This is a genomic window from Shewanella psychrotolerans (genome assembly GCF_019457595.1).
Classification (GTDB): Bacteria; Pseudomonadota; Gammaproteobacteria; order Enterobacterales; family Shewanellaceae; genus Shewanella; species Shewanella psychrotolerans.
Genome location: NZ_CP080419.1, coordinates 3,968,444 through 3,991,425 on the forward strand (window position 1 = coordinate 3,968,444; position 22,982 = coordinate 3,991,425).

Consider the following 22,982-nt stretch of genomic DNA (forward strand, 5'->3'; position numbering starts at 1 on the left):
ACACTTTTTATTCAATCGGTGACCAAACATTGACAAAATTAAACTTTGTGAGCCGCTGTTCAATTTGCATTTATTAACATTTACCTAAAAATACATACATAATACATTTGACGTATGTTTAATCGATATTTTGCTTATGCTAAATATCATCAAGTGGATGTTAAGGCTTATATGAAAACAAAAACTAAGTGGCTCCCTCTCATTGTGACTCCGCTATGTATCACTCTTTATGGGTGTAATAGTAGCTCTTCTGACCATAAGTCACAGCCTGATGTTGAAGCTGCGACCCCGGGAAATCTGAATTTATGTCATGAGCTTGCTGAGCAATTTAACTATTCCGAAACTAAAATTGTCAGCGCAGAGCTTTTACCCGAAGGTAGTAATACAGTTCAATCCCCGACACCAGCCCATTGTGTAGTTACTGGAGCCATGAATGAACGTGTAAGTTTAATTGATAACCAAACATATAAAATCGGTTTTGAAATGCGTCTGCCTGTCGACTGGAATGGCCGTTTTTATTACCAAGCTAACGGTGGGTTTGACGGTGTCGTCAAACAAGCTATTGGGCAGTTTTTGAGCGTTGAAGATGAAAGTCAATCAGCATTAAACAAAGGGTTTGCGGTGATCAGCTCAGATGCGGGGCATCCATCACCAGCACCAACCTTTGGCCTAGATCCGCAAGCACGCCTCGATTACGGCTATAACGCCGTAGCGACACTCACGCCAATGGCAAAATCATTAATCGAAAAGGCTTACGGTAAACAACCTGATCACTCTTATTTTGCAGGTTGTTCTAATGGTGGCCGCCATACGATGGTCGCTTCAGCGCGCTTTGCTGACATGTACGATGGTTTCTTAGTCGGTAACCCAGGCTTTAATCTTCCTAAATCTGCCATATCGCAAATATATGGTATCCAGCAATATGCGACTCTGGTTGATGTTGATCCAGAAAACGTCCTTGGCTCTCTTCAAAGCGGCTTTACTCAGCAAGAATACGCACTTGTCTCTGAAAAAGTTTTACAGCAGTGTGACGCATTAGATGGTGCAAGCGATGGTATGGTCAACGATCTTGCTGGCTGCCAAGAAGCATTCGATCTCTATCGTGATGTACCAAGTTGTGTAACTGAGCGTGATGGAACCTGCTTAACAAACGCACAAAAAGATGTACTAAACAATATTATGTCGGGCCCACATAACAGCATTACCAATGAAGCTATATATAGCAATTTCCCATACGACGCAGGCATGGGAACGAGTGATTATTATGGTTGGGAATTCTTTATGGCAATGATGTTCGACTCTGGATCGGTTAGTTATGTCTTCTCTACCCCGCCGACACCATTTGATGGCAGTACCGATATGGGTAAACTTGAATATATCAACTCCTTCAACATAGATACCGATGTAGGAAGAATATATGCGATTGATGAGAATTTTACCGAATCCTCAGTCGACTTTATGACCCCACCAAATGCAACTGACCTATCAACGCTTCGTGATCGCGGTGCTAAGATGATGGTGGTTCATGGTTCTTCTGATTCAGTATTCTCTCCAGCGGACACCATTAATTGGTATGAAGGTCTGCAAGATGCTAACGGCAGAAATGCCGATGAATTTGCCCGCCTTTACCTTGTACCTGGCATGAATCATTGCGGCAATGGCCCATCCACCGATAGATTTGAGATGCTCGACAAGCTTGTAGACTGGGTTGAACAAGGTATGCAACCACAAAGTATTGAAGCATCCGTTCGACCTGACAATGCTGAACTACCAAGCAACTGGTCACCAACACGTACGAGACCACTTTGCCCATATCCACAAGTTGCCACTTACAACGGCACTGGTAACATTGAGGACGCGGCAAGCTTTTCTTGTGTTGCACCAAAATAGTTAGCGATGCAGTCTCAATAAAAAATTTTAGTATTCAAAGAAAAGCCTGCATTTAGCATAATGCCGTTCACTTAACGTGAACGGCTTTCTTTTTTATGGGATATCGGTCCTTCGAACACTTCAACACTCTAGGATAACTACGCTCCCTCTTTCCTTCTAAAACAAACTGTTTTGCATTTTTTTCTATATCAAAGATTACCTTAGGAATATTGCCGGGAGATATGCTAGGAAGTTGGGATAGTTTAAAAATAATATGCGACGACGCTTCTCTAAAACTCAATTGGTTAGGGAAGACCCCTTTTAATGAGTGTGCCATCAATACCATCTTATATCTCAGCAAGTTATACGCAAGAAGGACTCCCCACAACTCCTGCCTAATTAATTCCGGAAGCTGACTTCTGAGTGTAAACCGAGTTTCAAGCATATACTGCTTCATCTCTCTGTACCCCAACTCTATCTCCCATCGATGTGCATATAAATCAACGATTTCACCTGATGGATAACGCATTGGCTCTGTGAGTGAAGTGATGATTTGCAGCGTTTTTCCTTTCACTGTTTTAGTGAGTAAACGTGCTTCCATAAACTCAGGTAAATCAGGCCTTTTCTTTCTAGATTGAGGGGTTGTGGTTAGCCTGATAAGCTTATCTTGTCGCCCTAAAGAACGTACCACTTCATATTGTGTATTCTTCTTCAATGGCATTAACCAATGTCTATTACTGCCAGCTTGTGACCAGTCATGTAATAACCCCAACGAGTAAAAGCCCCGGTCGAACAGGGTTAAACTGTTATCCGGCGTATTGTTGATGAGATTAGCGGCTAATGCCATTTCATTTTCAGCTACACTCCCAAAAGATGAGTCGACTAACAGATGACTACTGAGTTCCATTAGACACACCATGCGAACTTGAGGATAGGAAGCATTACTCGATTGGTTGCTCGTGCGAGAAAAGGCGCTATCGTTTTCAGGTGTATCAGGGGTTCTCCAGACGACACCGTCCACGCCATAAAGATTAAGGCCGCACCATTGTGGATGCTCAGCCAGCATGTTCCATCTCTTTTGAGTCTGTCGAAAAATATCTTTTACAACGTCACTGCCCAATTTCTTTCTTGCCTGAGTGACAGCACTTCGAGCAACATAATCGACCTTATTTGGGAGGATAATATCCAGTTTATTAATCAGTTGCCTAACGGACTCCCCCCGAAATAAAGCCATGCCGATAACAGCCCAAATCATAGACTCCATAGGTAATTTTCGCTTACGAAGCGTGGCTACACCATTGGATTGTAAACAGTTTTGAATAAGCTCTGGACAAAGAAGCTCCCCAAGATTGGTGAACTCAGTAGGTCGATTGATAGAAGTACGCGCTAAAGCTTCAGAAAGTTCCATTAAAAAATCCAGTACAAACAAGAGTCTGTACTGGATTTTGACGGCTTTTAAAGATCAGTCAACCGATCATATTGGCATTAACTGATCGGCATTATGCATTTAGCAGGCTTTTTACTGGATAGTGAACAAGTAGGCTAAACCAAAGCTGTAGCCATCTTACGACGTAGATATGCAATTTGCTGCATATGTGGCAGATCTTTAGGGCAGTTGTCCTGACAGCCGAGTAGCGTCATACAGCCAAACACCCCATCTTGATTGCCGATAACATGATAAAAATCTTCTACACTACGGGCATCACGGCTATCGAGTTCGAAGCGGGCGATTTTCATCATCCCAACCGCCCCCACAAACGTGTCGCGCATCTGCTTAGTTGCACAGGCCGAGACGCACACGCCACACTCGACGCAGCGCTCAAGCTCATACAGCTTTGCTGCCTCTTCAGGTGCCATTGGCGCTTCGATACGATGAATATCTATTTCATCAGTTTTGGGGTGCAACCATAGTTTCAAGCGCTCGGCGAGTTCACGCATAAACTTACCAGTATTCACCGAAAGATCGCCTATTAGCTCAAATCCGGGCAGTGGCATCAAGGTGATCTCACCTTTAGGGTATTTGCTGGTGAGTGTACGGCACGCCAATGTTGGATAACCATTGATCACCATGGCGCAGCTGCCACAAATCCCAGCACGGCAGACAAAATCAAACTGCAATGACGGATCTTGTTTTTCCCTGAGCATATTGAGTGCAATGAACACCGTCATACCTGGCGCTTCTTCAAGCTGATATTTGACCATCTTGGGCTTATCGCCAGGCTCTTGCGGATCATAACGAAAAATATTAAAGGTTAATGTACGCCCCTGGCTCATTAGCTTTTATCTCCAAGCTGTTGACTACTTTTAAGTTGCTTATCGTGTAAACGCTCATTTCTCTCTTTTAATGAAGGCGGAACATCAAAAGGCATTATCGCCCGCTGCCGCTCATAGCGATCGGCGTCTTCCCCTAAGCCACTTAATATTTCAGTGATCTGCAGCTCACGCTTTTCAGTGTCTGGGTGCGCAATCGCATTATTGATCCCGTAGCCACGATATCCCGGTGGCAACTCCATCTTCATCACGTCAAGTTGCTCATAATCAAGTTCGGGCAGCGTAGCATCATGATTTGGCCAACTAGAGAGTGTTCGATTAAGCCAATCTTTATCATTACGTTGTGGGAAGTCTTCACGAGCATGAGCACCACGACTTTCGTTACGCGCCTCAGCACCGCAGGCAACCGTGAGCGCCACCTTGAGCATACGTTTAACTCTTAGAGCTTCGACTAGCTCTGGGTTGGCATGTCGTTTTTTGCAACTCAAACCGATATTACGTGAACGCAGCAACAGGGCTTGTAATTGCTCAACCGCTTTTTGTAATTCGGGACCATTACGGAAAATACCAACGTAGTCCATCATGATACGCTGCATCTCACGCTTGATATCAAAAGCAGACTCACTGCCCTGACCTTCAAGCAGATCATCAATTTCGCTGCCAACTTGAGTGACAAACTTGTCCACCAGTGCAGTATCGATCTCTAAGGTATTTTGCTCGCAGAAGTCAGCGACATATTTGCCGATGATCATCCCACCCACCACAGTTTCAGCCAGAGAATTCCCACCTAAACGGTTAAAGCCATGCATATCCCAGCAAGCGGCCTCACCAACACTAAACAGCCCTTTTAGCTGCGGGCTTTGACCTGTGGCATCGGTACGGATCCCCCCCATTGAATAGTGCTGGGTCGGGCGCACGGGAATCCAATCTTTAGCGGGATCTATGCCTAAGAAGTTCTCGCAGATCTCTTTGACTTCACGCAGGTTAGTTTCCACGTGTTTGCGACCAAGCAGGGTAATATCCAGCCATAAATGAGGCCCATAAGGACTATCGACCCCTTTACCTTTACGAATATGCTCGGTCATCCGCCGTGATACTACGTCCCGAGAGGCCAACTCCTTCTTCTCAGGCTCATAATCTGGCATAAAACGATGACCATCTTTATCACGTAATAAGCCGCCATCACCACGGCAGCCTTCGGTAGTCAAAATCCCCACAGGCACAATTGCGGTGGGATGAAATTGCACCGCTTCCATGTTACCCAGCTTGGCAACGCCAGTTTCAAGGGCTAATGCCTGGCCAATACCTTCACAAATAATTGCGTTGGTGGAGACCTCATAAATACGCCCATAACCGCCGGTCGCTATGGTTGTCGATTTACCGATATATGCCCTTAACTCGCCAGTAATGAGACAACGTGCGACCACCCCATGACATCGACTACCATCATGGATAAGAGCCAATGCCTCGATACGTTCATGCACCGGAATATCCATCGAAATAGCTTTATTGTCGACCGCATATAACAACGAATGCCCCGTGCCATCGGCGGTATAACAGGTACGCCACTTCTTGGTTCCACCAAAGTCACGGGCATTAATTAATCCATGTGCTTCTTCTGCTTCTTCGATAGTTACCTTCTGCGCATTAACGACCACATCTCGAGGACCTTTAGTCACCCGAGTCCAGGGCACGCCCCAGTTTGCCAATTCACGGACGGCCTTAGGCGCGCAATGCGCAAACATGCGTGCGACCTCTTGATCACACCCCCAGTCCGATCCTTTTACCGTATCTTGGAAATGTACGTCCTCATCATCTCCCATGCCTTTAACGGTATTCCCCAGACTGGCCTGCATGCCTCCCTGGGCCGCGGCCGAATGCGAACGCTTGGCGGGGATCAGCGATAGTACCAGGGTATCCAAGCCGCGCTCTTTCGACGCGATGGCGACCCTTAATCCTGCCAATCCAGCACCAACGACTAGAGAATCGGTATATATCAGTTTCACACTTGCTCCTTACGAGGAATGAGAGATCACATTACGTTCAAATCGATTAACTGGCGTAGGGCAAGAAGGCCAATAATGACGCAATGCCAATCACCACAAATACAACACTTACTATGGTTTTTATTTTTTTAATCCGTGATCGATTGTTGAGCGCTCTTTCCGCTCCCCATTTAATCGCAACTCGATAAATGCCAATAGCGGCATGAAGCTCGACACAGAGCAGCAATGGCACATACACCATCCATACACCATCATTCCAAATACGCTCAGCGCTGCCTGTCGGGCCAATCGTTTCTGGCGCGCTGCCTATTAGCCATAAATGAACAGGTAATAGTAGAAAAATACCTACCCCAGTAATCGCTTGCCACACCCATAGCTTGGTATCGTCATGATGAATGACACTCATCTGTTTGCGTAACGCCCGCTGTTGAGCAAGGTTAAGCGGCATCTTGTGCGCAGCGACTAACACATGGATAAGTGCTAGCACAGCAACAACAACGGCTATGGTCGACACGACCCAGGGATAACCATGACCATCGGCACTAAGAAAACTCAGCTCCATGGTTTTAGCAACAAAAGTCATTGCATCGGCGCCAAGTAAAATTGATGAGACTAAGACTAAATGTGTCCATAAAAATAACGTCAGAATCACGCCCGTAAGACTCTGACTGATATCGAGCCAACCACTTAAGTTCTGTTTGTTACGAGTCAACGACATATTTTCTCCCTACTGGGTATGCAACACGGTTTATATAAAATATGAAACACTTAATGCTAATGTCTCTCACGAATCCAATGTAAACCGTGCGATAGATCAAAACACCGTCTGATAATTCACAAAACGCTAATCTACTGAGTGTAGACCACAATTAGGGAACGAATGGTGTGATAGGTAAAGTCAGCTGACGGCCAATCATGATGTAAGAAAGCAAACTAAGTAACCCGATAGTAATCAAGTAAATAATCAAAAATTTGGCTATTTTTCGCACGCCACTACGATTGGCAGTAAAACCCCATTTCACCGTAACGCGATACAAACCTATCATGGCGTGGATCACGACAGCAGGAAGCAACAATATATAAAGCAGCCAAGCATTAGCATGGTATACCCGTTCTGCCGAAAGATAGGGGCCAATCTCGGGGTTGGTGATCATGGTAAAAATATGTACAGGGGCTAAGAAAAACAGAATAAATCCAGTGGCTAATTGCCAAAACCAAGCGTGACTGTCTTTATGATGAATACCATGCATGTGACGCCTTAATGCCCGCCACTGGCCCAATTGCGCAGGAAAACGTCGCAAGGCTACCGCAGCATGAACAATGACCACCAACATGATAAAAATAGAAAACACTTTGGTGACTATTGGCATGCCATGACCCGTCGAACTGAACATGCCCCCTTCCAAAAACTGCACCACATGATAGAAGGCTTCCTTACCCAGCAAAATGCTCGATTCAAAATGAAGATGAGCCAATAAAAAACAACCGAGCATAATGCCAGTCGCACTCTGTAGTTTATCGGCCAGAGCAGACCATGGGCTTCCAAGCGAAGCGTAATGGATATGATGAGATTGCATGCTTTTTGGATTCATTTTCATTCAGCGCCTAGTGTCGGGATCTACACCATAGCAGTATGCGAAAACCATAAAATCATCAGGAAACCAAAGCGTGACATACCTCACCAATAGCAGCTCAAACATTTGACTAAGATCACAAACAGTTTCAGAAATAGAAACATAGGTAAAGCCAATTTACCAATGTTAATCATGCATTTAAACGATCAATTCAAACAAAACAGATACTGAAAAACTCAACTGATAACCAGTTGAATCTACAGCTCTATTCAAAAGACTGTAAATATCGATAACAGATCATTCTACCTTTAATTGCCGCATGGTTTACAATAACGCCATTAATGACCTAAGAGAGAAGATCCCATGGCCTGGATCCAGATAAAAATCGATACCGATAACCAACATGCCGACCAATTAAGCGACTTGCTCATGGAGTTTGGCGCACTGTCTATTACCTATGAAGATGGTAAAGACACGCCTATTTATGAGCCAAACTTGGGCGAAACCCCACTGTGGAGCCACACAGTGTTAACCGCCCTATTTGAAGCCGACTATGACCTGACTCCTATCGTTGAAATGCTAAAGCTACAACCATACTTAGGCGCAGACTTTAGCCATAAAATAGAGCAAGTCGAAGATAAAGACTGGGAACGTGAGTGGATGGACAACTTCCACCCTATTCAATTTGGCCGTCGTCTATGGATCTGTCCTAGCTGGCGTGAAGTGCCTGACCCACAAGCGGTCAATGTAATGTTAGACCCAGGCCTCGCCTTCGGCACCGGCACCCACCCAACCACGGCGCTGTGTTTAGAATGGCTAGATGGACTCGATCTTGAAGGCAAAGAAGCGATCGATTTTGGTTGTGGATCGGGCATCCTTGCGGTCGCTGCACTAAAACTGGGGGCCTCAAAAGTCACCGGCATTGATATCGACTATCAAGCTATCGATGCCTCTAAAGCAAACGCTGAACGTAATGGTGTCGCAGATAAACTCGCGCTGTTCCTACCCGAAGATCAACCAGCCGATCTTAAAGCAGAAGTTTTAGTCGCCAATATCTTAGCAGGACCACTTCGAGAACTAGCCCCGCTAATTGCAGAAAAGGTGCAACCGGGTGGTTTGCTCGCACTTTCAGGTTTACTCAAAGAGCAAGCTGATGAAATTAGTCAACACTATGCCCAATGGTTTGACATGGACGCGCCCGCTCACAAAGAAGATTGGAGTCGCTTGACAGGCACCCGTAAATAACGGTAAACGCCAGCGGCCTCAAGGCCGCAATTGACTTCTCAACATGCAAAAGTCAAGTAAAAAAGTTGCTCTCAGGTCATTTATTGACCTTTTCACCGGCTTGAAAAAGGCGTACTATAGCGCCCCTTTGAAGCGCAAGGTGTAATGATAAATGCAGATTGGACCCTATCAACTGAAAAATCAGCTGATCGTGGCTCCTATGGCAGGAGTCACCGACCAACCCTTTCGAAACCTCTGTTTACGCTATGGCGCAGCCTTAGCCGTATCAGAGATGCTTTCATCGAATCCTGAGGTTTGGGATACAGATAAAAGCCGTCAGCGCATGGCACACGCTGGTGAAGATGGGATTCGCTCAGTACAGATTGCAGGTGCAGATCCAGATATGATGGCCTATGCCGCCGTTGTCAACGTACAACAAGGCGCACAGATCATCGATATCAATATGGGATGTCCTGCAAAAAAGGTGAATAAGAAGCTGGCTGGATCAGCGCTACTACAGCAACCAGAGCAAGTAAAAGCGATTTTGCAAGCTGTCGTTGCCGCAGTGGATGTCCCAGTTACACTGAAAATTCGCACTGGTTGGGCACCAGAACATCGTAACGGTGTTCATATAGCCCAAATAGCCGAAGATTGTGGCATTGCCTCATTAGCCGTTCATGGCCGCACGAGACAATGCATGTACAAGGGTAATGCTGAGTACGACACGATTGCCGCTATAAAACAGAATGTCTCTATTCCCGTTGTTGCTAACGGAGATATCTGCACCCCAGAAAAAGCACGTTTTGTGCTCGATCATACTGGCGCAGATGCTCTAATGATAGGAAGAGGTGCTCAAGGACGACCTTGGGTGTTCAGAGAAATCCAACATTACTTGGAAACAGGTAATAAGCTAGCGCCCATCGAAGTGGACGAAATGCGTCAAGTGATGCAGGAACACCTCAAAGACTTATATGCACTGTATGGTGAATACAAAGGTTTGCGTATCGCCAGAAAGCATGTTGGATGGTATCTCAGCCAAGAAGCGCAGAGACAACTTAGAGCCGACTTTAATCGGCTAGAAACTGTTGAAGAACAATGTTCCATGTTGGAACGTTATTTTGATGAATTAGTACAGAATTAATAAAGAGCAGAATACGAATGTTTGATCAGACAACTCAACCAGAAGCTCATCAGCTTACCGTAGGCAAAATCGAAACCGCTAACGGAACTATCAAGCCTCAGCTACTACGTGATGCAGTAAAGCGCGCAGTAACTAACTTTTTCGCTCAAATGGACGGCCAAGAAGCTGAAGAAGTTTACGAAATGGTGTTATGTGAAGTTGAAGCACCTCTACTAGATATCATCATGCAACACACTCGTGGCAACCAAACTCGCGCTGCCAACATGCTAGGTATCAACCGTGGTACGCTACGCAAAAAATTGAAAAAGTATGGCATGAACTAAGAATTAATCTTAGTTGGCTGTATTTAAACGGGTTTTTCCTTAAGGAGAAGCCCGTTTTTCTTTCTGACTTCCCCCATCCCAGCGCTACCGTCCGCACATATCCTGGCACTTGGCACCTCTTCAGCTTCGGCTAATTTTCATTTTGTACACTAGCAAACCTTGTGATGCATGCTAGGGATATTTAGCTCACTTGTTACAAGACAGGCGATGAGTTATCCCCCCAAAGCATATGAAAATCACTCGCAATATTTACTAAAAAATGAAACGCCTCCACATAGAGACAATTATGCTAACTAAAAAAACTCTTTTACCCTCTGTACTATGCCTTAGCCTACTCAATATTGGGGCTGCAAATGCTGAAACCTTTCAGTTTATCGACCATCAGCCTGAAACAGTCGACACCTTAGTCGCCTTTCAAGCGGGTGAACACACCTCCCCTCAACTCGCACAGCTTAATGATCTGTCTGAGCAACAGATTGCCAATGCACTAGCACAGCAAGGTTTTAGCGGCGAGGCAAAACAACTCGTTGAAATTTTATCGCCACACGGTATTAAGGCTAAACGCTTACTTGTGGTTGGTGTTGGTGAAGCAAAGCAGCCTGGTGACATCAATAAACTCGGCGCAGAGATCACCGCTCACTTGCGCAGCACTGATAATGAGAATATCCACCTACTGACAACAGGCATAAGCAATGGGATGAGCAACGCCAATTTCGCCGCCGAGCTGGCTCACGGAATTAACCTACGCGCTTATCAGTTCGATAAATATCTCACCGAGAAAAAGCCTGCCGAAAAGCACTATACGGTAAGCGTTGCCAACCCTAGCGCAGCGACTGATAGATACCAGCAACTCGCCGCCATTGAAAAAGGGGTATTTCTAGCACGTGACCTCACCTCTGAGGTGCCAAGTGCCATGACGCCAGTCGATTTTGCCAACGCTGCAAAAGAACTCAAAAAATTAGGGGTCAAGATCACCATCTTAGATGCCAAGCAAATTGAAAAATTAGGCATGGGTGCACTCCATGCAGTTGGTCGCGGCTCACAAGCGGGATCGCGCTTAGTCATTGCCCATTGGCAAGGTAATCACGATGCGCCTATCGCATTAGTCGGCAAAGGCATCACCTTCGATTCTGGCGGCTACAACATCAAAGCGACGGGCGACTCCATATCACGCATGAAATCTGACATGGCAGGCGCAGCAGCGGTACTCGGCACGATTAAGGCGATGGCGCTGCAAAAAGCGAAAGCCAATGTGGTCGGCGTGATGCCTATGGCGGCAAACATGGTTTCAGATACCGCTTTTGCCCCCGGTGATGTACTGATGACGGCTGAAGGACTCAGTGTAGAAGTACTCAACACTGATGCAGAGGGGCGACTCATCCTTGCGGACGGCATGTGGTACGCGCGAAAACACTACCAACCTAAAGTGATGGTAGATATTGCCACCTTAACAGGCTCAAAAGTAAGGGCATTAGGGAAACGTTATACCGCGGTATTTAGTGACGATGACACTTTAGTCGATGAGTTAACTTTCTCAGGTAGCGCCGTTGATGAAAAGCTATGGCGCTTGCCTTTGGCCTATGAAGATCTGTTAAAGAGCCCGATTGCCGATCTCAAAAATGCGGGCTATGGCGGCCCCGGCGCGACCACTGCGGCGGTGTTCTTAAAGCAATTTAGCGGCGAGACCAAATGGGCACACCTTGATATTGCGGGTAGCGCACTCGCAGCCAAAGATGAAGGCATTACGCCCGCTGGCGGCACCGGCCATGGTGTGCGTCTATTAAGCCACTGGATCATGAGTCAATCTCAGTAAGCTTTAGCAATAACGTTAACCCTTACTAAGACTCATAGAAAAGCCCTACATTGTAGGGCTTTTCTTTATCACGCTTTAAGCTCGTATTTTCAGTGCCTAACCTCTAGCATCGCTAGCTTGCCTATGACGAGTGTGCTTACTCTCACAGCGCTGGTGCCCCATGCGATACAAGATAGGTATCAGCACTAAGTTAAGTCGTGGCGTTTCAAACCGCACACGCTAAGCGCAACATTTGACTCTACCTAGATTGAGATATTTTATGGAGAAAAGTGTGATTACCCGAGCATTTTACTCAGGTAATCATTGAGGCAAACAAAATACGTAAATAACATGCAGCTTTAAGCAGTCACTTAAACTCATGCAAATATCGGAGCACCACATGCCTCAAACTAAAGAACACCTACTTGCCTCTCGCGTTGGCGAAATTGTTGCAAATGATTTTCGCAGTGCACATCTGTTCAGCCAGTTTGGTATCGATTTTTGCTGTGGGGGCGGGATATCTCTAGAGCGCGCAATTAAGCGCTTTGACGTCGATGAAGCGCAACTCATTGAAGCATTAATGGCACTCGGAATCGAAGGCGAGAAGCAGCAAGGTTTAGATCAGTTACCTTTATCAGAACTGCTCGACTACATCGAAGCGACCCATCACAGTTTCGTCAGAGAAAAAGCTCCACTACTAATTGAATATAGCCAGAAGATGGTACGCGCCCATGGCGAGCATTATGACGAGATTAAACCTTTCGCAGGTTGGATACGCGCACTGATCGAAGATCTTATGCCACATCTGATGAAAGAGGAGCAGATCCTCTTTCCAGCCATTCGCGCTATGGCAAATGGTGAACAGGTCAACGGTTGCTTCGGTCATATCGGTAATCCGATCAACGCCATGGAACATGAGCATGACCAAGCGAGTGAAATTATTGAGCGCCTAAGAACCCTCACCAACGACTTTACGCCGCCAGCACATGCCTGCACCACCTGGCGTATCTGTTACGCCACCCTGGAAGAGTTTGCCACCGACCTGCAACAGCACATACACGTCGAAAACAACATTCTCTTCCCTAAGGCATTGGCCATTTAATCGCCGAATTTTGAGGTGCTCCATTATCGGATCACCTCAACAAAGCGCTTTAGATGCCCATTATCAGATAGCCACCAATTAAAGCGATGGCGCCGCCACTAAGACGCAGCAGGGGCCGTTTACGGCTGAGTTGCTGCATGATGAAGCCGAGCGACACGCCAAGCAGGTGGATAACGGCGGTGCCACTGAGGAAACCTAAGGCATAAAGCACCGGACTAGTCAGCGCTGGCATCTCGGCGCCGTGGGCATGACCATGAAAGATAGCAAACAGACCGACAAACCCCATGGCGAGCAACAGAGGAATCTGCCTACCTAAAGCAATGGCCAAGCCGAGTAGCACTACAGACAATGCAATGCCTAACTCCACAAAGGGCAGCGCAACACCATAGAGCCCCAATACCCCGCCAAATAACATGAAGGCCATAAAAGCTAAAGGCACAGTCCAAATCGCCCGTCCCCCAAGCTGAGTACTCAACAAACCCACACTCAACATGGCCAACAGATGATCAAATCCGAGTACGGGGTGATTGAATCCCGTCATAAAACCTGCCCCGTCAGTGATCTCATGAGCAAACACGGACGGCGCCCAAACCGCGAGCAACACAGGCAGTAACCGTTTCATCATTTATCCTCTCAATCCTTGAAATCAGATAAAAGACAATAGATCAAAACAACCTAAACGACTGTGATAAGTGACAAAAAATGAATGCTACGACCTAGGCGTCAAATAGCACCAATAGATCATCCAGTTTACTACAGGTGATATGGGGTAACTGTCCCATGGCGGCAGGCAATGGTTCCCGCCCCACAGCCGGATTAAGCCAAACTGACTGACAACCGGCGCGACGGGCACCCTGAACATCGGCCTTAAAGCTGTCACCTAGGTGTAATAGCTGATCACAGCTTATGTCGAGACGATGGCAGGCCTGATAGAACAAATCTGGATAGGGTTTCATGCGTGTACCATTACCAGGATGCAGCACAAACTCAAATAGCTCTCCTAAACCGATACGGTGAGCGTCGACATTACCATTGGTAATACCAATCAGCGGATAGCACTCGGCGAGTCTTTTTAGCTTGCCTAATACCTCATCGGCGACAACAAAATCGGAGCGCTGGCGAACAAAATAGGCTAACGCCAGCTGCGCGCCTTTGGCCGCCTCGGCCTTGGTATAACCTAAAATCATCAACCCCTGCTCTAAAGTCACCAGACGCGACGCCGAGGTATCATGAGCCAGCGAGGGACACTGCTTAATTAGCTGACGCTTGAGCGCTTGCCAATCCTCTAGCCCCCAGGCTTGGGTTGGCGGATGATGCTCTGTAAGGTAATGAAGTAGCCGCTGCTCTGCGGCCATGATGATGGGGCGATTATCATACAAGGTATCGTCCAGATCGAAGCTGATGGCACTAAAAGGACGGAGACGAATCGAGACATTAATCATTACTACCTCGCTTTTTTGCTCTCGGGTGAGCACCATCATACACTTTAGCTAAATGTTGAAAATCGAGACTGGTATATACTTGGGTCGTGGATAAATTTGCATGACCTAATAGCTCTTGAACTGCACGTAAATCGGCACTCGATTCCAGCATATGGGTCGCAAATGAGTGTCTTAACTTATGCGGATGTACATGCATGCTTAAGCTTTGCTCTTGCCCCCACTTATTTAAACGTGCCTGAATAGAGCGATGTGCAAGGCGTTTACCTTTCGCCGTCACGAACAAGGCATCATCTTCGCAGGGCAAAGTTAACCGAATAGACAACCATAGCGCTATCGCTTCTATCGCCATACGCCCAATCGGAACAATTCGTTCCTTACTACCTTTGCCCATCACCTTAACTTGCTGTTCATTGTAGTTAATATCTGAGGTATTTAGCGCGGCGAGCTCAGCAAGTCGTAACCCTGATGAATAAAACAACTCCATTATTGCTTTGTCTCGCATCGCTAACGGCGAGTCATCATCGATGGTAAGCAAGTGAGTAACCGAATCAAGATCCATATTCTTCGGTAGTGGTTTACCCTGTTTTGGCGCATTTAAGTTTGCCGATGGATCAAGAGTGACTAGCGATTCCTGCAGCAGATAATAAAAAAATTGCCTGATGGCCGATAAGCACAGCGCGATTGAACGTGCGCCAAGGCCTTGGCGATGTAGCTTATTAAGTACAGCTTGCAGCTCTTCAGCAGTGACTTGATGCCATCCCATATCAGCTGGCAATAGTTTTTCCACGCGTTGTAGCTCAAAGCAGTAGTTACGAACGGTATGAGAGGAGAGTTGGCGCTCTGAAGCTAGATAAGTTTCAAAGCGCGTAAGCCAATGTGCTGATGTCATCAGATCAAAGCTTTGGCAGCAGGTGATCGAGTAACTGTTTTAGCTGGTCTAACAACAGGTTGTCCATGTCGGGATGAAAATGCATAGGATCGGCACTGGCGATAGCAAAAATCACTTGTCCGCATTGCTCCGACAAACGAGATAGCGCAACAGAGCCGACATCACAACCAAATAGGCGCTTCGACTCATTTTGAGTCAAACGACCGAAATAGTACCCCTGCTTTAAGCGATCACTCCAGATATGGGATAGATCACTATCAATATCATGCACTGTGATTAAGCGAACATGAGTAAATTGGAATTGCTCTTTTAATTCAACTGATAACAGCTGTCTTAGTTCACCTAGATCTTCTGCCTGCAGCAGCTTAAGAGACAGAGCCGTATTAAACATGAAGATTTTTTCGTTACGCGACGCCATCGATAACAAAGATGTGATCTCCTCTTCAAGCTGGGCAACTTTAGCCCTTAGCATCTCCTGTTTACGCTCAACAAGAGACACTGCGCCACGCTCAGCATGAGGAATACGCATCGCAAGCAATAACTCTGGATAACGGCTAAAGAAATCTGGATTATCGAGCAGATACTCACGGATCAATATCTCATCGAAAGGTAATTCCGTTTTTTTATTCATGGCATCATTCATTGCTATATCTGTCCATCGTAAACATGTTCCGCTGGTCCCGTCATCCATAAAGGCTTGCCCTCACCTTCCCAGTTAATGGTAAGAGTGCCACCAGGCAGATCGACTCTCACACGACGATCTAATTTTCCTTGTAACTGTCCAACAACGGCAGCAGCGCATGCACCACTACCACAAGCTAAGGTCTCAGCGGCACCACGCTCGTATACTCGCAGTTTGATATGACCACTATTGATAATCTGCATAAAACCCACATTTACCCCTTTGGGAAAACGCTCATGGTTAGTAAGCAATGCACCTATCGTTTCCACCTCTGCGTTATCGACATCTTCAACATCGAGCACACAATGGGGATTCCCCATAGAAACCGCACCACACAAGAATGTCTGAATACCGCTGTCATGCTCGGTTTGTAGCAAATAGGTTTTTTCTACTTTTTTGGCACTAAATGGGATGCGATTTGGCTCTAGAATAGGCACGCCCATATTGACGGTAACATTTCCGTCGCGCTCTAAGCGTAAGGTCATTTTACCAGAAGCGGTGCTAACCTTAATTTTTTGCTTATTAGTCAAACCTTTCGTTCTAACGAACTGCGCAAAACAACGCGCGCCATTACCGCACTGCTCCACTTCACTACCATCGGCATTAAAAATACGATAATGAAAATCTAACTCGGGATCATAGGGAGGCTCCACCAATAATAGCTGGTCAAAACCCACGCCAAAGTTTCGATTAGCCAAGCGCTTTATCTGCTCAGGCGAAAAATAGACGTTTTGGGTCACGCCATCGACCACCATAAAGTCGTTGCCTAAACCATGCATTTTGGTGAATAGGATCAAAAGAGTTTTCCTTAAAATAACGATCTATCTAACTTTCACTTGCCCCAGTTTACGGCAGCAGTTGTTCACCTTGCCACAGTTGCGATACTTTTTCTCGCTCTCTCACCAAATAATGCTTATCGCCATCAACCATGACCTCAGCAACACGTGGGCGAGAGTTATAGTTCGATGACATGGTAAAACCATAAGCTCCAGATGAACGCACAGCAAGCAGATCATCGGCTTGCAGATTCAACATGCGATCTTTACCCAGAAAATCACCTGTCTCGCACACTGGGCCAACGATATCATAGTTGAGAGCGACACCTTCTCTTGGCTTTACCGGAATGATATTTTGCCAAGCGCTGTAGAGTGAAGGCCTTATTAAATCATTCATCGCTCCATCAACTAAAGCAAAATTTTTGTCGCTATTTTCTTTTAAATAAAGTACTTGAGTAACGAAAATGCCAGCATTGGCCGCAATAGCCCGTCCTGGTTCGAAAATAAGCTTGAGATCTCGACCTTGTAACTTATCAAGCAGAGCTGCGGCGTAGTCGCTAGGCTCTGGCGGCTGCTCATCATCATAAGTCACCCCTAAACCACCGCCTACATCGAGATGAGAAATGATAACCCCTTGCTCAGCAAGGCGATCGATAAGTCCTAACATCCTTTCCATTGCATCAAGAAAAGGCTGGATTTCAGTCAACTGCGAGCCAATATGACAATCAGCGCCTTTAACCTCAAGTCCTGGTAACTGATGCGCGCGCACAAAGATCCGCTCGGCATCTTCCATCGCGATACCAAACTTGTTTTCTTTGAGCCCTGTTGAAATATAGGGATGAGTGCCAGCATCGACATCGGGGTTAACACGCAGTGAAACCGGCGCTATCTTACCCAGTCGCAGTGCAACAAGATTAAGCTGTTCTAACTCTGCAGCAGACTCAACATTAAAGCAGTAGATACCAAGCTTAAGTGCCATCTCCATCTCTGCGACAGTTTTACCCACCCCTGAAAATACCACCTTATTAGGATCGCCACCGGCTTCAATCACTCTGGCTAACTCGCCACCAGACACGATATCGAAACCACTGCCAAGACGCGCTAATACATTTAAAACCGCTAAGTTTGAGTTAGCTTTAACTGCATAGCAGATAAGATGCGGATGGTTAGCCACCGCTTGATCAAATGCATGCCAATGACGCTCTAACGTAGCACGAGAATAGATATACAATGGCGTATCATAGCGTTGGGCCAGTTCCGCAACCGGACACTGCTCAGCATAAAGCTCATTATTTTTATAGAGAAAGTAATCCACTGTGTTAATCCTTCTTCTGTGTTGTCGCTGGTTCTGCGGGCTTATCTTGTTGCTGTGAGGATTGATTATCTTGCACCTCTGGCGTCTTGTACAATGGCCCTTTTTGACCACAAGCCACCATGGACAAACCAACCAGCAGCACTAGTGAAATCAGCTTCATATTTCTCAACATCAGACATTCCGGAATTTAAGGGACAATAAGCGACGAGGTTAATACGCCACAGTTTATCTATCGGTTAGAGTTTTTATATACCTAAACCATCTTTGTTAGATGCATGATTAACTCACACAAAATAGGTTATTTTTAGCAAAACAGCATAAAAAACCACAAAAACCGCTAAAAAACGATGTTTTATCACCTCAGCTACCTAAGCCTATCTCAAAATAATGAGATAAAAACCTAGACCCAGACAGCGATATAAGCCAACAGACTGGCTTAGGTATACGGCCTCTGATGTTTGCAGAGATAACCCTAAAACGTCAAGCAGATATGAGCCAAATATTCATCAATATGAATATTTTTATCCGTTATGGCCTAATGTGTTAAAAATCTATGGAGCATCAAGAGTGCCGTTGCTACTATATTGGTTCAGAAAACCACTCCATTGAAGGATCTTTGCCATGGCAATGACTGACTCCGAGTACCATAAGCTCGCTGATGAAATGTTTACAGCGATAGAAGATGCCATAGAAAATGCTATCGATGAACAAGACGCCGACATTGATATCGATGCCTCTGGAAACGTATTACAGCTCGAATTTCAAGATCGCTCTAAAATAGTCATTAATAAGCAAGAACCCTTGCATCAAATCTGGGTTGCCACCCAATTTGGTGGTTATCATTTTTCCTATATTGATGAACAATGGCTTGATGAACGCGGCGACGCCGGTGAGTTCATGCCGTTTGTAATTGAGTCGATTCGACGTCAAGGCGGTATCGATCTCAAGCTCTAATCAGCGTGAATGAATAAGCGGTGTGCCACTCGCTCAGAACGAGAGAAGCGCACCGCTAAAACTCGACAGCGGCCTCATCAACATTAACCCCAAACGGTAACGCTGTGAGTCGGCCATCTATTCGCACTAATCTAAAAAACTGCGGTAAATTAAAGCGTTCTTTCTCAATATATGACTCTGCAAATGCATGATGATGGCTAACCTGGCTAACTAACTCATCGAGGTTACTCCCTGGCTGAACATAATGATTAATATCATTTTTTTCATCCAAAACAAACACATCTATCCCCTCTTCCACTTGGCGCAAGAAATATTGAATAGCCCCAATAGCGGCATACTCTTGGATCACCTCAGGGATTTTGCTAAAAGGTTCATTACCTAAATTGGGGCGGGGCAATTCTAATATTCGTCTCTTAGATAATTTTTGATAAAAAGCTTTAGAATCACTCAGATCTTGATACACCATTCCTTTCGAATTAAAGAAAAGACCGTACTTTATCTCTCCTACCTGCAGTGGATGCACCATTGTAGATGAACTGTTAACCTTAGTACTGAGCAATTGAGCTCGACGTACTAGCTGAGTCACTGTACGTTCAAATTGACTAGCCAGGCGAGTAGAACAGCTAACCACTCCGACTTCGACGTCACCTGTAGATCTCTGCATTCCAGGGGTGATATAAACCAACGCATCAAGGATCGCTTGCTTGCCATCAAATCGATGACAGTGCCATTCGCCCCAACTGTTTTGGCTAATGACGTCCAATGATTGCAACATATTGATATTATCTCGGCCCAGCGCAAAGATATTGGCATTCATATAATCCACCATAATCTCCTGCCCCCGCCAACTCACCGTTGAATCACTATTAAAGTTGATCAAAAAAATCATTTTCTTAAAGTGCCAAGGCTTACACAGATCCAACTTTGAAGCTCGCCAATCACCTTCCTTCAACATGTTTGGCAAACGTCTTGCGGCTTTAGTCAGTTGTTTGCTATGCCAATGATTACCACCAAAGTCATACCATTTAGTATTTATGGTAGAGACACCATTTAAGGTCGCCCAAATAAGTAACTTAGCTTTACTATGTGAGTGATAAACAGCGCGATTACCCATAAAGTTTTTGGATTCAGGAGGACAGCGATAGAGATAAAACTCTTGAGTATTATGGCTATAAATGACGGTCAAATAGGGTTCAGCAATTGAACCACTCCAGAGCCGGTTCAACCTAATGATCTGCTCATTATTATCGCTAAAGTAAGTATGAAGCTTACGAGTCAACAACCCAAGTTCAGAGATTTTTAGGCTCTCGCTGAGTTTATTTTCTGACGCAAAACGCAGTAGTGTTTGATAACTGCCAAGCATCAGTTCATTAAGTTGTTCGTTAAACCACTGCAGTTGACCACAATGCCAGGTAGCACATTGATCTAACGTGCTCAGTAGATTCTCTGACCACCCCCAACTATCAACTAAATACTGTAATTTAAAATAGCGCCAGTCTTTTGGATGATCTGCAACCGTAAGCCTGATACCGCATTTAAGATAGAAACAGCGACGTACAATCTCCAACCGACGCTTATCATTTTTATGATTTAAATAGCGTTCAATCGATTGATAAAGCAAAAAATAGGCATCATTAAATGCAGAGAAGTCTCCTGCAATGGTATTTTTCCATACTTGGCTCGTCACTAGTTCAGTATCAGGATAATCACTGGCATAAGCTTCGAGCAACATAACCTTAAGCAGTGCCTTATGGGGTTTATCAAGTCCTTTATAAAGTTGCCACAATGACGCGCCAAAATACTCACTGGCGGGTAAATTTCTAACATCACCTAAAAAGATATGACTATCTGGAGTCGCTGCATCTGGCCACCACGCAACAGGTTTTCCACCTAAACAAATATGACTGCGATAAAACTCTTCAAGTAATAACCAGTGCTGAGCACTACCACTATTTTCACAGTCCATTGCAGCCCCAAGATTACTTTCATCTTTATGGGCAGCTAAAAACTGCTTGGGGTGAACCAGATAGATATTCACTTCCAGTTGATGGCTTGCAAACCAGGTAGTCAATAGCGCAGACTTTTGCTGCAGAAAAAGTCGTTCATCGTTAGATAGGGTAGGATCATATACAACCCAAACATCAATATCACTTTTGGGATTTTGACCAAAAGTGGCAGTACTTCCCATAGAGTAAACGCCATAAATAGCATTTTGTTGAATATGCGCAACTACTGGCTCAGCCAAACCTAATGTGCTGCACGCCTCTATTGCTTTTTCTTCAGGGAAATAACTTGCAACGCCTGAAGGCGTCATCGGGCCATTATAACCTGGGTACTCAGAGCGGTGATAATGAAATAATAATGGAATCAAATAGAAAAGATGACGCTGTAAGGGCGTAAGCATTGCTAAGGCCCGAGCAAAACGGACCTGATTTAAGCGATCGGCAGTTTCAATAAAATGCTCTTGCTCACTCAAAGTGTTAACACCTAATCCCAAATAACTATCTGTTAATATGCTAAACAGTTCATTGAAAAACCGCAAGTAAATGAGAGGCGGATCACACTTTTAATTTGTATTACTTTTTAGATAAACGGGTATATGTCAAAGAATCAACAGTGGTTTCTTACATATGATCCAAACCAATGTTAGCATTAGCGCAACTATGGCCATTGATGGAATATCGAGCATGTCTCAAAACGTTATTCGTATCGCTACACGTAAAAGTCCACTCGCAATGTGGCAAGCAGAATTTGTAAAAGCTGAACTAGAAAAGATTCATCCAGGGTTAGTCGTTGAATTGCTTCCAATGAGCACTAAAGGTGACGTGATCTTAGACACACCGCTAGCCAAAGTTGGTGGTAAAGGTTTATTCGTAAAAGAACTTGAAGTCGCCATGCTTGAAGATCTGGCGGATATCGCAGTTCACTCAATGAAAGATGTCCCTGTTGATTTTCCTGAAGGCTTGGGTCTGCAGGTAATCTGTGAGCGTGAAGACCCACGCGATGCTTTTGTATCAAATACATACAAAACAATCAGTGAGTTACCACAAGGTGCAGTAGTGGGAACATCGAGTTTACGTCGTCAGTGCCAAATTAGAGCCGCACGACCAGATCTAGAAATCCGTGACCTACGAGGCAATGTTGGCACCCGCCTAGCTAAACTGGATGCGGGCAACTATGATGCAATCATTCTTGCGGCAGCAGGACTTAAACGCCTAAAACTTGAGGCGCGGATAGCCAGCTTTATCTCCGCAGAAGAGTCATTACCAGCCAATGGGCAAGGCGCCGTTGGTATCGAGTGTCGCACCAATGATGAGCGTGTTAAAGCACTACTTGCACCGCTTGAACATCTCGAAACTCGCTACAGAGTTATCGCTGAACGCGCGATGAACACACGTTTAGAGGGTGGTTGTCAGGTACCAATTGGTGCTTATGCAGAAATCACTGGAGAGACGTTAACGCTTCGCGGATTAGTGGGCAACCCTGATGGTAGCCAGATTATCGAAGGTACCACCACTGGAGCTAAAACAGATGCTGAAGCCTTGGGTATCGCATTAGCTGAAGAATTACTCGCTAAAGGCGCTAAGGAGATCTTAGACGCTGTATACGCTAAGTAAATAAC

21 protein-coding genes are annotated in these 22,982 nt (G+C 45.4%); 8 read left to right on the top strand and 13 right to left on the bottom strand.

Annotated features, from left to right (window positions below; genetic code table 11):
* The first annotated feature begins 171 nt into the window (after positions 1–171).
* Positions 172–1,890, top strand: a complete 1,719-nt coding sequence (locus K0I62_RS17485) for a tannase/feruloyl esterase family alpha/beta hydrolase (RefSeq protein ID WP_220069305.1) — start codon at positions 172–174, stop codon at positions 1,888–1,890.
* Between the two features lie 67 nt (positions 1,891–1,957).
* On the opposite strand, the gene K0I62_RS17490 is transcribed toward K0I62_RS17485, so the two are convergent.
* The 5 genes from K0I62_RS17490 to K0I62_RS17510 all read right to left on the bottom strand — a co-directional run bounded on the left by K0I62_RS17490 (position 1,958) and on the right by K0I62_RS17510 (position 7,738).
* The gene (locus tag K0I62_RS17490) at positions 1,958–3,277 is read right to left on the bottom strand and encodes an IS4 family transposase (protein ID WP_220068122.1); all 1,320 of its coding nucleotides are present in this window, start codon (positions 3,275–3,277) and stop codon (positions 1,958–1,960) included.
* Between the two features lie 134 nt (positions 3,278–3,411).
* Entirely contained in the window at positions 3,412–4,143 is a 732-nt protein-coding gene (locus K0I62_RS17495) for a fumarate reductase iron-sulfur subunit (RefSeq protein WP_220069306.1), read from the bottom strand.
* Positions 4,143–6,146 carry a fumarate reductase flavoprotein subunit gene (locus K0I62_RS17500; protein WP_220069307.1) on the bottom strand — a complete coding sequence of 668 codons (2,004 nt, stop codon included), beginning with the start codon at positions 6,144–6,146 and terminating at the stop codon, positions 4,143–4,145. The genes K0I62_RS17495 and K0I62_RS17500 overlap by 1 nt, the downstream gene beginning before the upstream one ends.
* Before the next feature lie 46 nt (positions 6,147–6,192).
* The gene (locus tag K0I62_RS17505) at positions 6,193–6,864 is read right to left on the bottom strand and encodes a fumarate reductase cytochrome b subunit (RefSeq protein WP_220069308.1); all 672 of its coding nucleotides are present in this window, start codon (positions 6,862–6,864) and stop codon (positions 6,193–6,195) included.
* Between the two features lie 151 nt (positions 6,865–7,015).
* A complete protein-coding gene (locus tag K0I62_RS17510) occupies positions 7,016–7,738 on the bottom strand; it encodes a fumarate reductase cytochrome b subunit (protein WP_258405035.1) in 723 nt (240 codons plus the stop codon).
* Positions 7,739–8,083: 345 nt separating this feature from the next.
* On the opposite strand from K0I62_RS17510, the gene prmA reads away from it, so the two are divergent.
* From prmA to ric, 5 genes are all read left to right on the top strand, one after another.
* On the top strand, positions 8,084–8,965 hold the full coding sequence (prmA, locus tag K0I62_RS17515) for a 50S ribosomal protein L11 methyltransferase (protein ID WP_220069310.1): 882 nt from the start codon (positions 8,084–8,086) through the stop codon (positions 8,963–8,965).
* 151 nt (positions 8,966–9,116) lie between these two features.
* Positions 9,117–10,085, top strand: coding sequence for a tRNA dihydrouridine synthase DusB (gene dusB, locus K0I62_RS17520; RefSeq protein WP_220069311.1), 969 nt, complete (start codon positions 9,117–9,119; stop codon positions 10,083–10,085).
* A gap of 17 nt (positions 10,086–10,102) precedes the next feature.
* Positions 10,103–10,408, top strand: a complete 306-nt coding sequence (fis, locus tag K0I62_RS17525) for a DNA-binding transcriptional regulator Fis (RefSeq protein WP_011864135.1) — start codon at positions 10,103–10,105, stop codon at positions 10,406–10,408.
* Positions 10,409–10,694: 286 nt separating this feature from the next.
* On the top strand, positions 10,695–12,221 hold the full coding sequence (locus K0I62_RS17530; protein ID WP_220069312.1) for a leucyl aminopeptidase: 1,527 nt from the start codon (positions 10,695–10,697) through the stop codon (positions 12,219–12,221).
* A 358-nt stretch (positions 12,222–12,579) separates the two neighbouring features.
* Positions 12,580–13,302, top strand: coding sequence for an iron-sulfur cluster repair di-iron protein (gene ric, locus K0I62_RS17535; RefSeq protein ID WP_220069313.1), 723 nt, complete (start codon positions 12,580–12,582; stop codon positions 13,300–13,302).
* Between the two features lie 49 nt (positions 13,303–13,351).
* Here ric and K0I62_RS17540 read toward each other — a convergent pair whose 3' ends face one another.
* The 7 genes from K0I62_RS17540 to lptM all read right to left on the bottom strand — a co-directional run bounded on the left by K0I62_RS17540 (position 13,352) and on the right by lptM (position 18,566).
* On the bottom strand, positions 13,352–13,924 hold the full coding sequence (locus K0I62_RS17540; RefSeq protein WP_434086855.1) for a HupE/UreJ family protein: 573 nt from the start codon (positions 13,922–13,924) through the stop codon (positions 13,352–13,354).
* Positions 13,925–14,018: 94 nt separating this feature from the next.
* The gene (locus K0I62_RS17545) at positions 14,019–14,741 is read right to left on the bottom strand and encodes an HAD-IA family hydrolase (RefSeq protein WP_434086856.1); all 723 of its coding nucleotides are present in this window, start codon (positions 14,739–14,741) and stop codon (positions 14,019–14,021) included.
* A complete protein-coding gene (gene xerC, locus K0I62_RS17550; protein WP_220069316.1) occupies positions 14,737–15,633 on the bottom strand; it encodes a tyrosine recombinase XerC in 897 nt (298 codons plus the stop codon). The genes K0I62_RS17545 and xerC overlap by 5 nt, the downstream gene beginning before the upstream one ends.
* Positions 15,634–15,637: 4 nt before the next feature.
* Complete coding sequence (locus tag K0I62_RS17555) at positions 15,638–16,276, bottom strand: DUF484 family protein (protein ID WP_220069317.1); 639 nt, start codon at positions 16,274–16,276, stop codon at positions 15,638–15,640.
* A 2-nt stretch (positions 16,277–16,278) separates the two neighbouring features.
* Entirely contained in the window at positions 16,279–17,112 is an 834-nt protein-coding gene (gene dapF / locus K0I62_RS17560; protein ID WP_220069318.1) for a diaminopimelate epimerase, read from the bottom strand.
* A gap of 49 nt (positions 17,113–17,161) precedes the next feature.
* Positions 17,162–18,406: a diaminopimelate decarboxylase gene (gene lysA / locus K0I62_RS17565; protein WP_220069319.1), complete on the bottom strand. Its 1,245-nt coding sequence runs from the start codon at positions 18,404–18,406 to the stop codon at positions 17,162–17,164.
* Between the two features lie 4 nt (positions 18,407–18,410).
* Positions 18,411–18,566 (bottom strand): LPS translocon maturation chaperone LptM, encoded by a 156-nt coding sequence (gene lptM, locus K0I62_RS17570; RefSeq protein ID WP_258405038.1) that lies wholly within the window; start codon positions 18,564–18,566, stop codon positions 18,411–18,413.
* Positions 18,567–19,027: 461 nt separating this feature from the next.
* Between lptM and cyaY the strand changes: the two genes are divergently transcribed.
* Positions 19,028–19,360 (top strand): iron donor protein CyaY, encoded by a 333-nt coding sequence (gene cyaY, locus K0I62_RS17575; RefSeq protein ID WP_220069321.1) that lies wholly within the window; start codon positions 19,028–19,030, stop codon positions 19,358–19,360.
* Positions 19,361–19,415: 55 nt separating this feature from the next.
* Here cyaY and K0I62_RS17580 read toward each other — a convergent pair whose 3' ends face one another.
* Positions 19,416–21,836 (bottom strand): class I adenylate cyclase, encoded by a 2,421-nt coding sequence (locus K0I62_RS17580; protein WP_220069322.1) that lies wholly within the window; start codon positions 21,834–21,836, stop codon positions 19,416–19,418.
* Positions 21,837–22,047: 211 nt separating this feature from the next.
* Here K0I62_RS17580 and hemC point away from each other — a divergent pair, with 211 nt between their 5' ends.
* Positions 22,048–22,977 carry a hydroxymethylbilane synthase gene (gene hemC, locus K0I62_RS17585; RefSeq protein ID WP_220069323.1) on the top strand — a complete coding sequence of 310 codons (930 nt, stop codon included), beginning with the start codon at positions 22,048–22,050 and terminating at the stop codon, positions 22,975–22,977.
* Positions 22,978–22,982: the final 5 nt, after the last annotated feature.

Coding starts and splice junctions, on each gene's coding strand:
- cyaY (WP_220069321.1), top strand. CDS start 19,028: ATGGCAATGACTGACTCCGAGTACCATAAGCTCGCTGATGAAATGTTT.
- prmA (WP_220069310.1), top strand. CDS start 8,084: ATGGCCTGGATCCAGATAAAAATCGATACCGATAACCAACATGCCGAC.
- ric (WP_220069313.1), top strand. CDS start 12,580: ATGCAAATATCGGAGCACCACATGCCTCAAACTAAAGAACACCTACTT.
- K0I62_RS17485 (WP_220069305.1), top strand. CDS start 172: ATGAAAACAAAAACTAAGTGGCTCCCTCTCATTGTGACTCCGCTATGT.
- K0I62_RS17555 (WP_220069317.1), bottom strand. CDS start 16,276: ATGAATGATGCCATGAATAAAAAAACGGAATTACCTTTCGATGAGATA.
- xerC (WP_220069316.1), bottom strand. CDS start 15,633: ATGACATCAGCACATTGGCTTACGCGCTTTGAAACTTATCTAGCTTCA.
- K0I62_RS17490 (WP_220068122.1), bottom strand. CDS start 3,277: ATGGAACTTTCTGAAGCTTTAGCGCGTACTTCTATCAATCGACCTACT.
- K0I62_RS17540 (WP_434086855.1), bottom strand. CDS start 13,924: ATGAAACGGTTACTGCCTGTGTTGCTCGCGGTTTGGGCGCCGTCCGTG.
- fis (WP_011864135.1), top strand. CDS start 10,103: ATGTTTGATCAGACAACTCAACCAGAAGCTCATCAGCTTACCGTAGGC.
- K0I62_RS17530 (WP_220069312.1), top strand. CDS start 10,695: ATGCTAACTAAAAAAACTCTTTTACCCTCTGTACTATGCCTTAGCCTA.
- hemC (WP_220069323.1), top strand. CDS start 22,048: ATGTCTCAAAACGTTATTCGTATCGCTACACGTAAAAGTCCACTCGCA.
- K0I62_RS17505 (WP_220069308.1), bottom strand. CDS start 6,864: ATGTCGTTGACTCGTAACAAACAGAACTTAAGTGGTTGGCTCGATATC.
- lptM (WP_258405038.1), bottom strand. CDS start 18,566: ATGAAGCTGATTTCACTAGTGCTGCTGGTTGGTTTGTCCATGGTGGCT.
- K0I62_RS17495 (WP_220069306.1), bottom strand. CDS start 4,143: ATGAGCCAGGGGCGTACATTAACCTTTAATATTTTTCGTTATGATCCG.
- K0I62_RS17510 (WP_258405035.1), bottom strand. CDS start 7,738: ATGAATCCAAAAAGCATGCAATCTCATCATATCCATTACGCTTCGCTT.
- dusB (WP_220069311.1), top strand. CDS start 9,117: ATGCAGATTGGACCCTATCAACTGAAAAATCAGCTGATCGTGGCTCCT.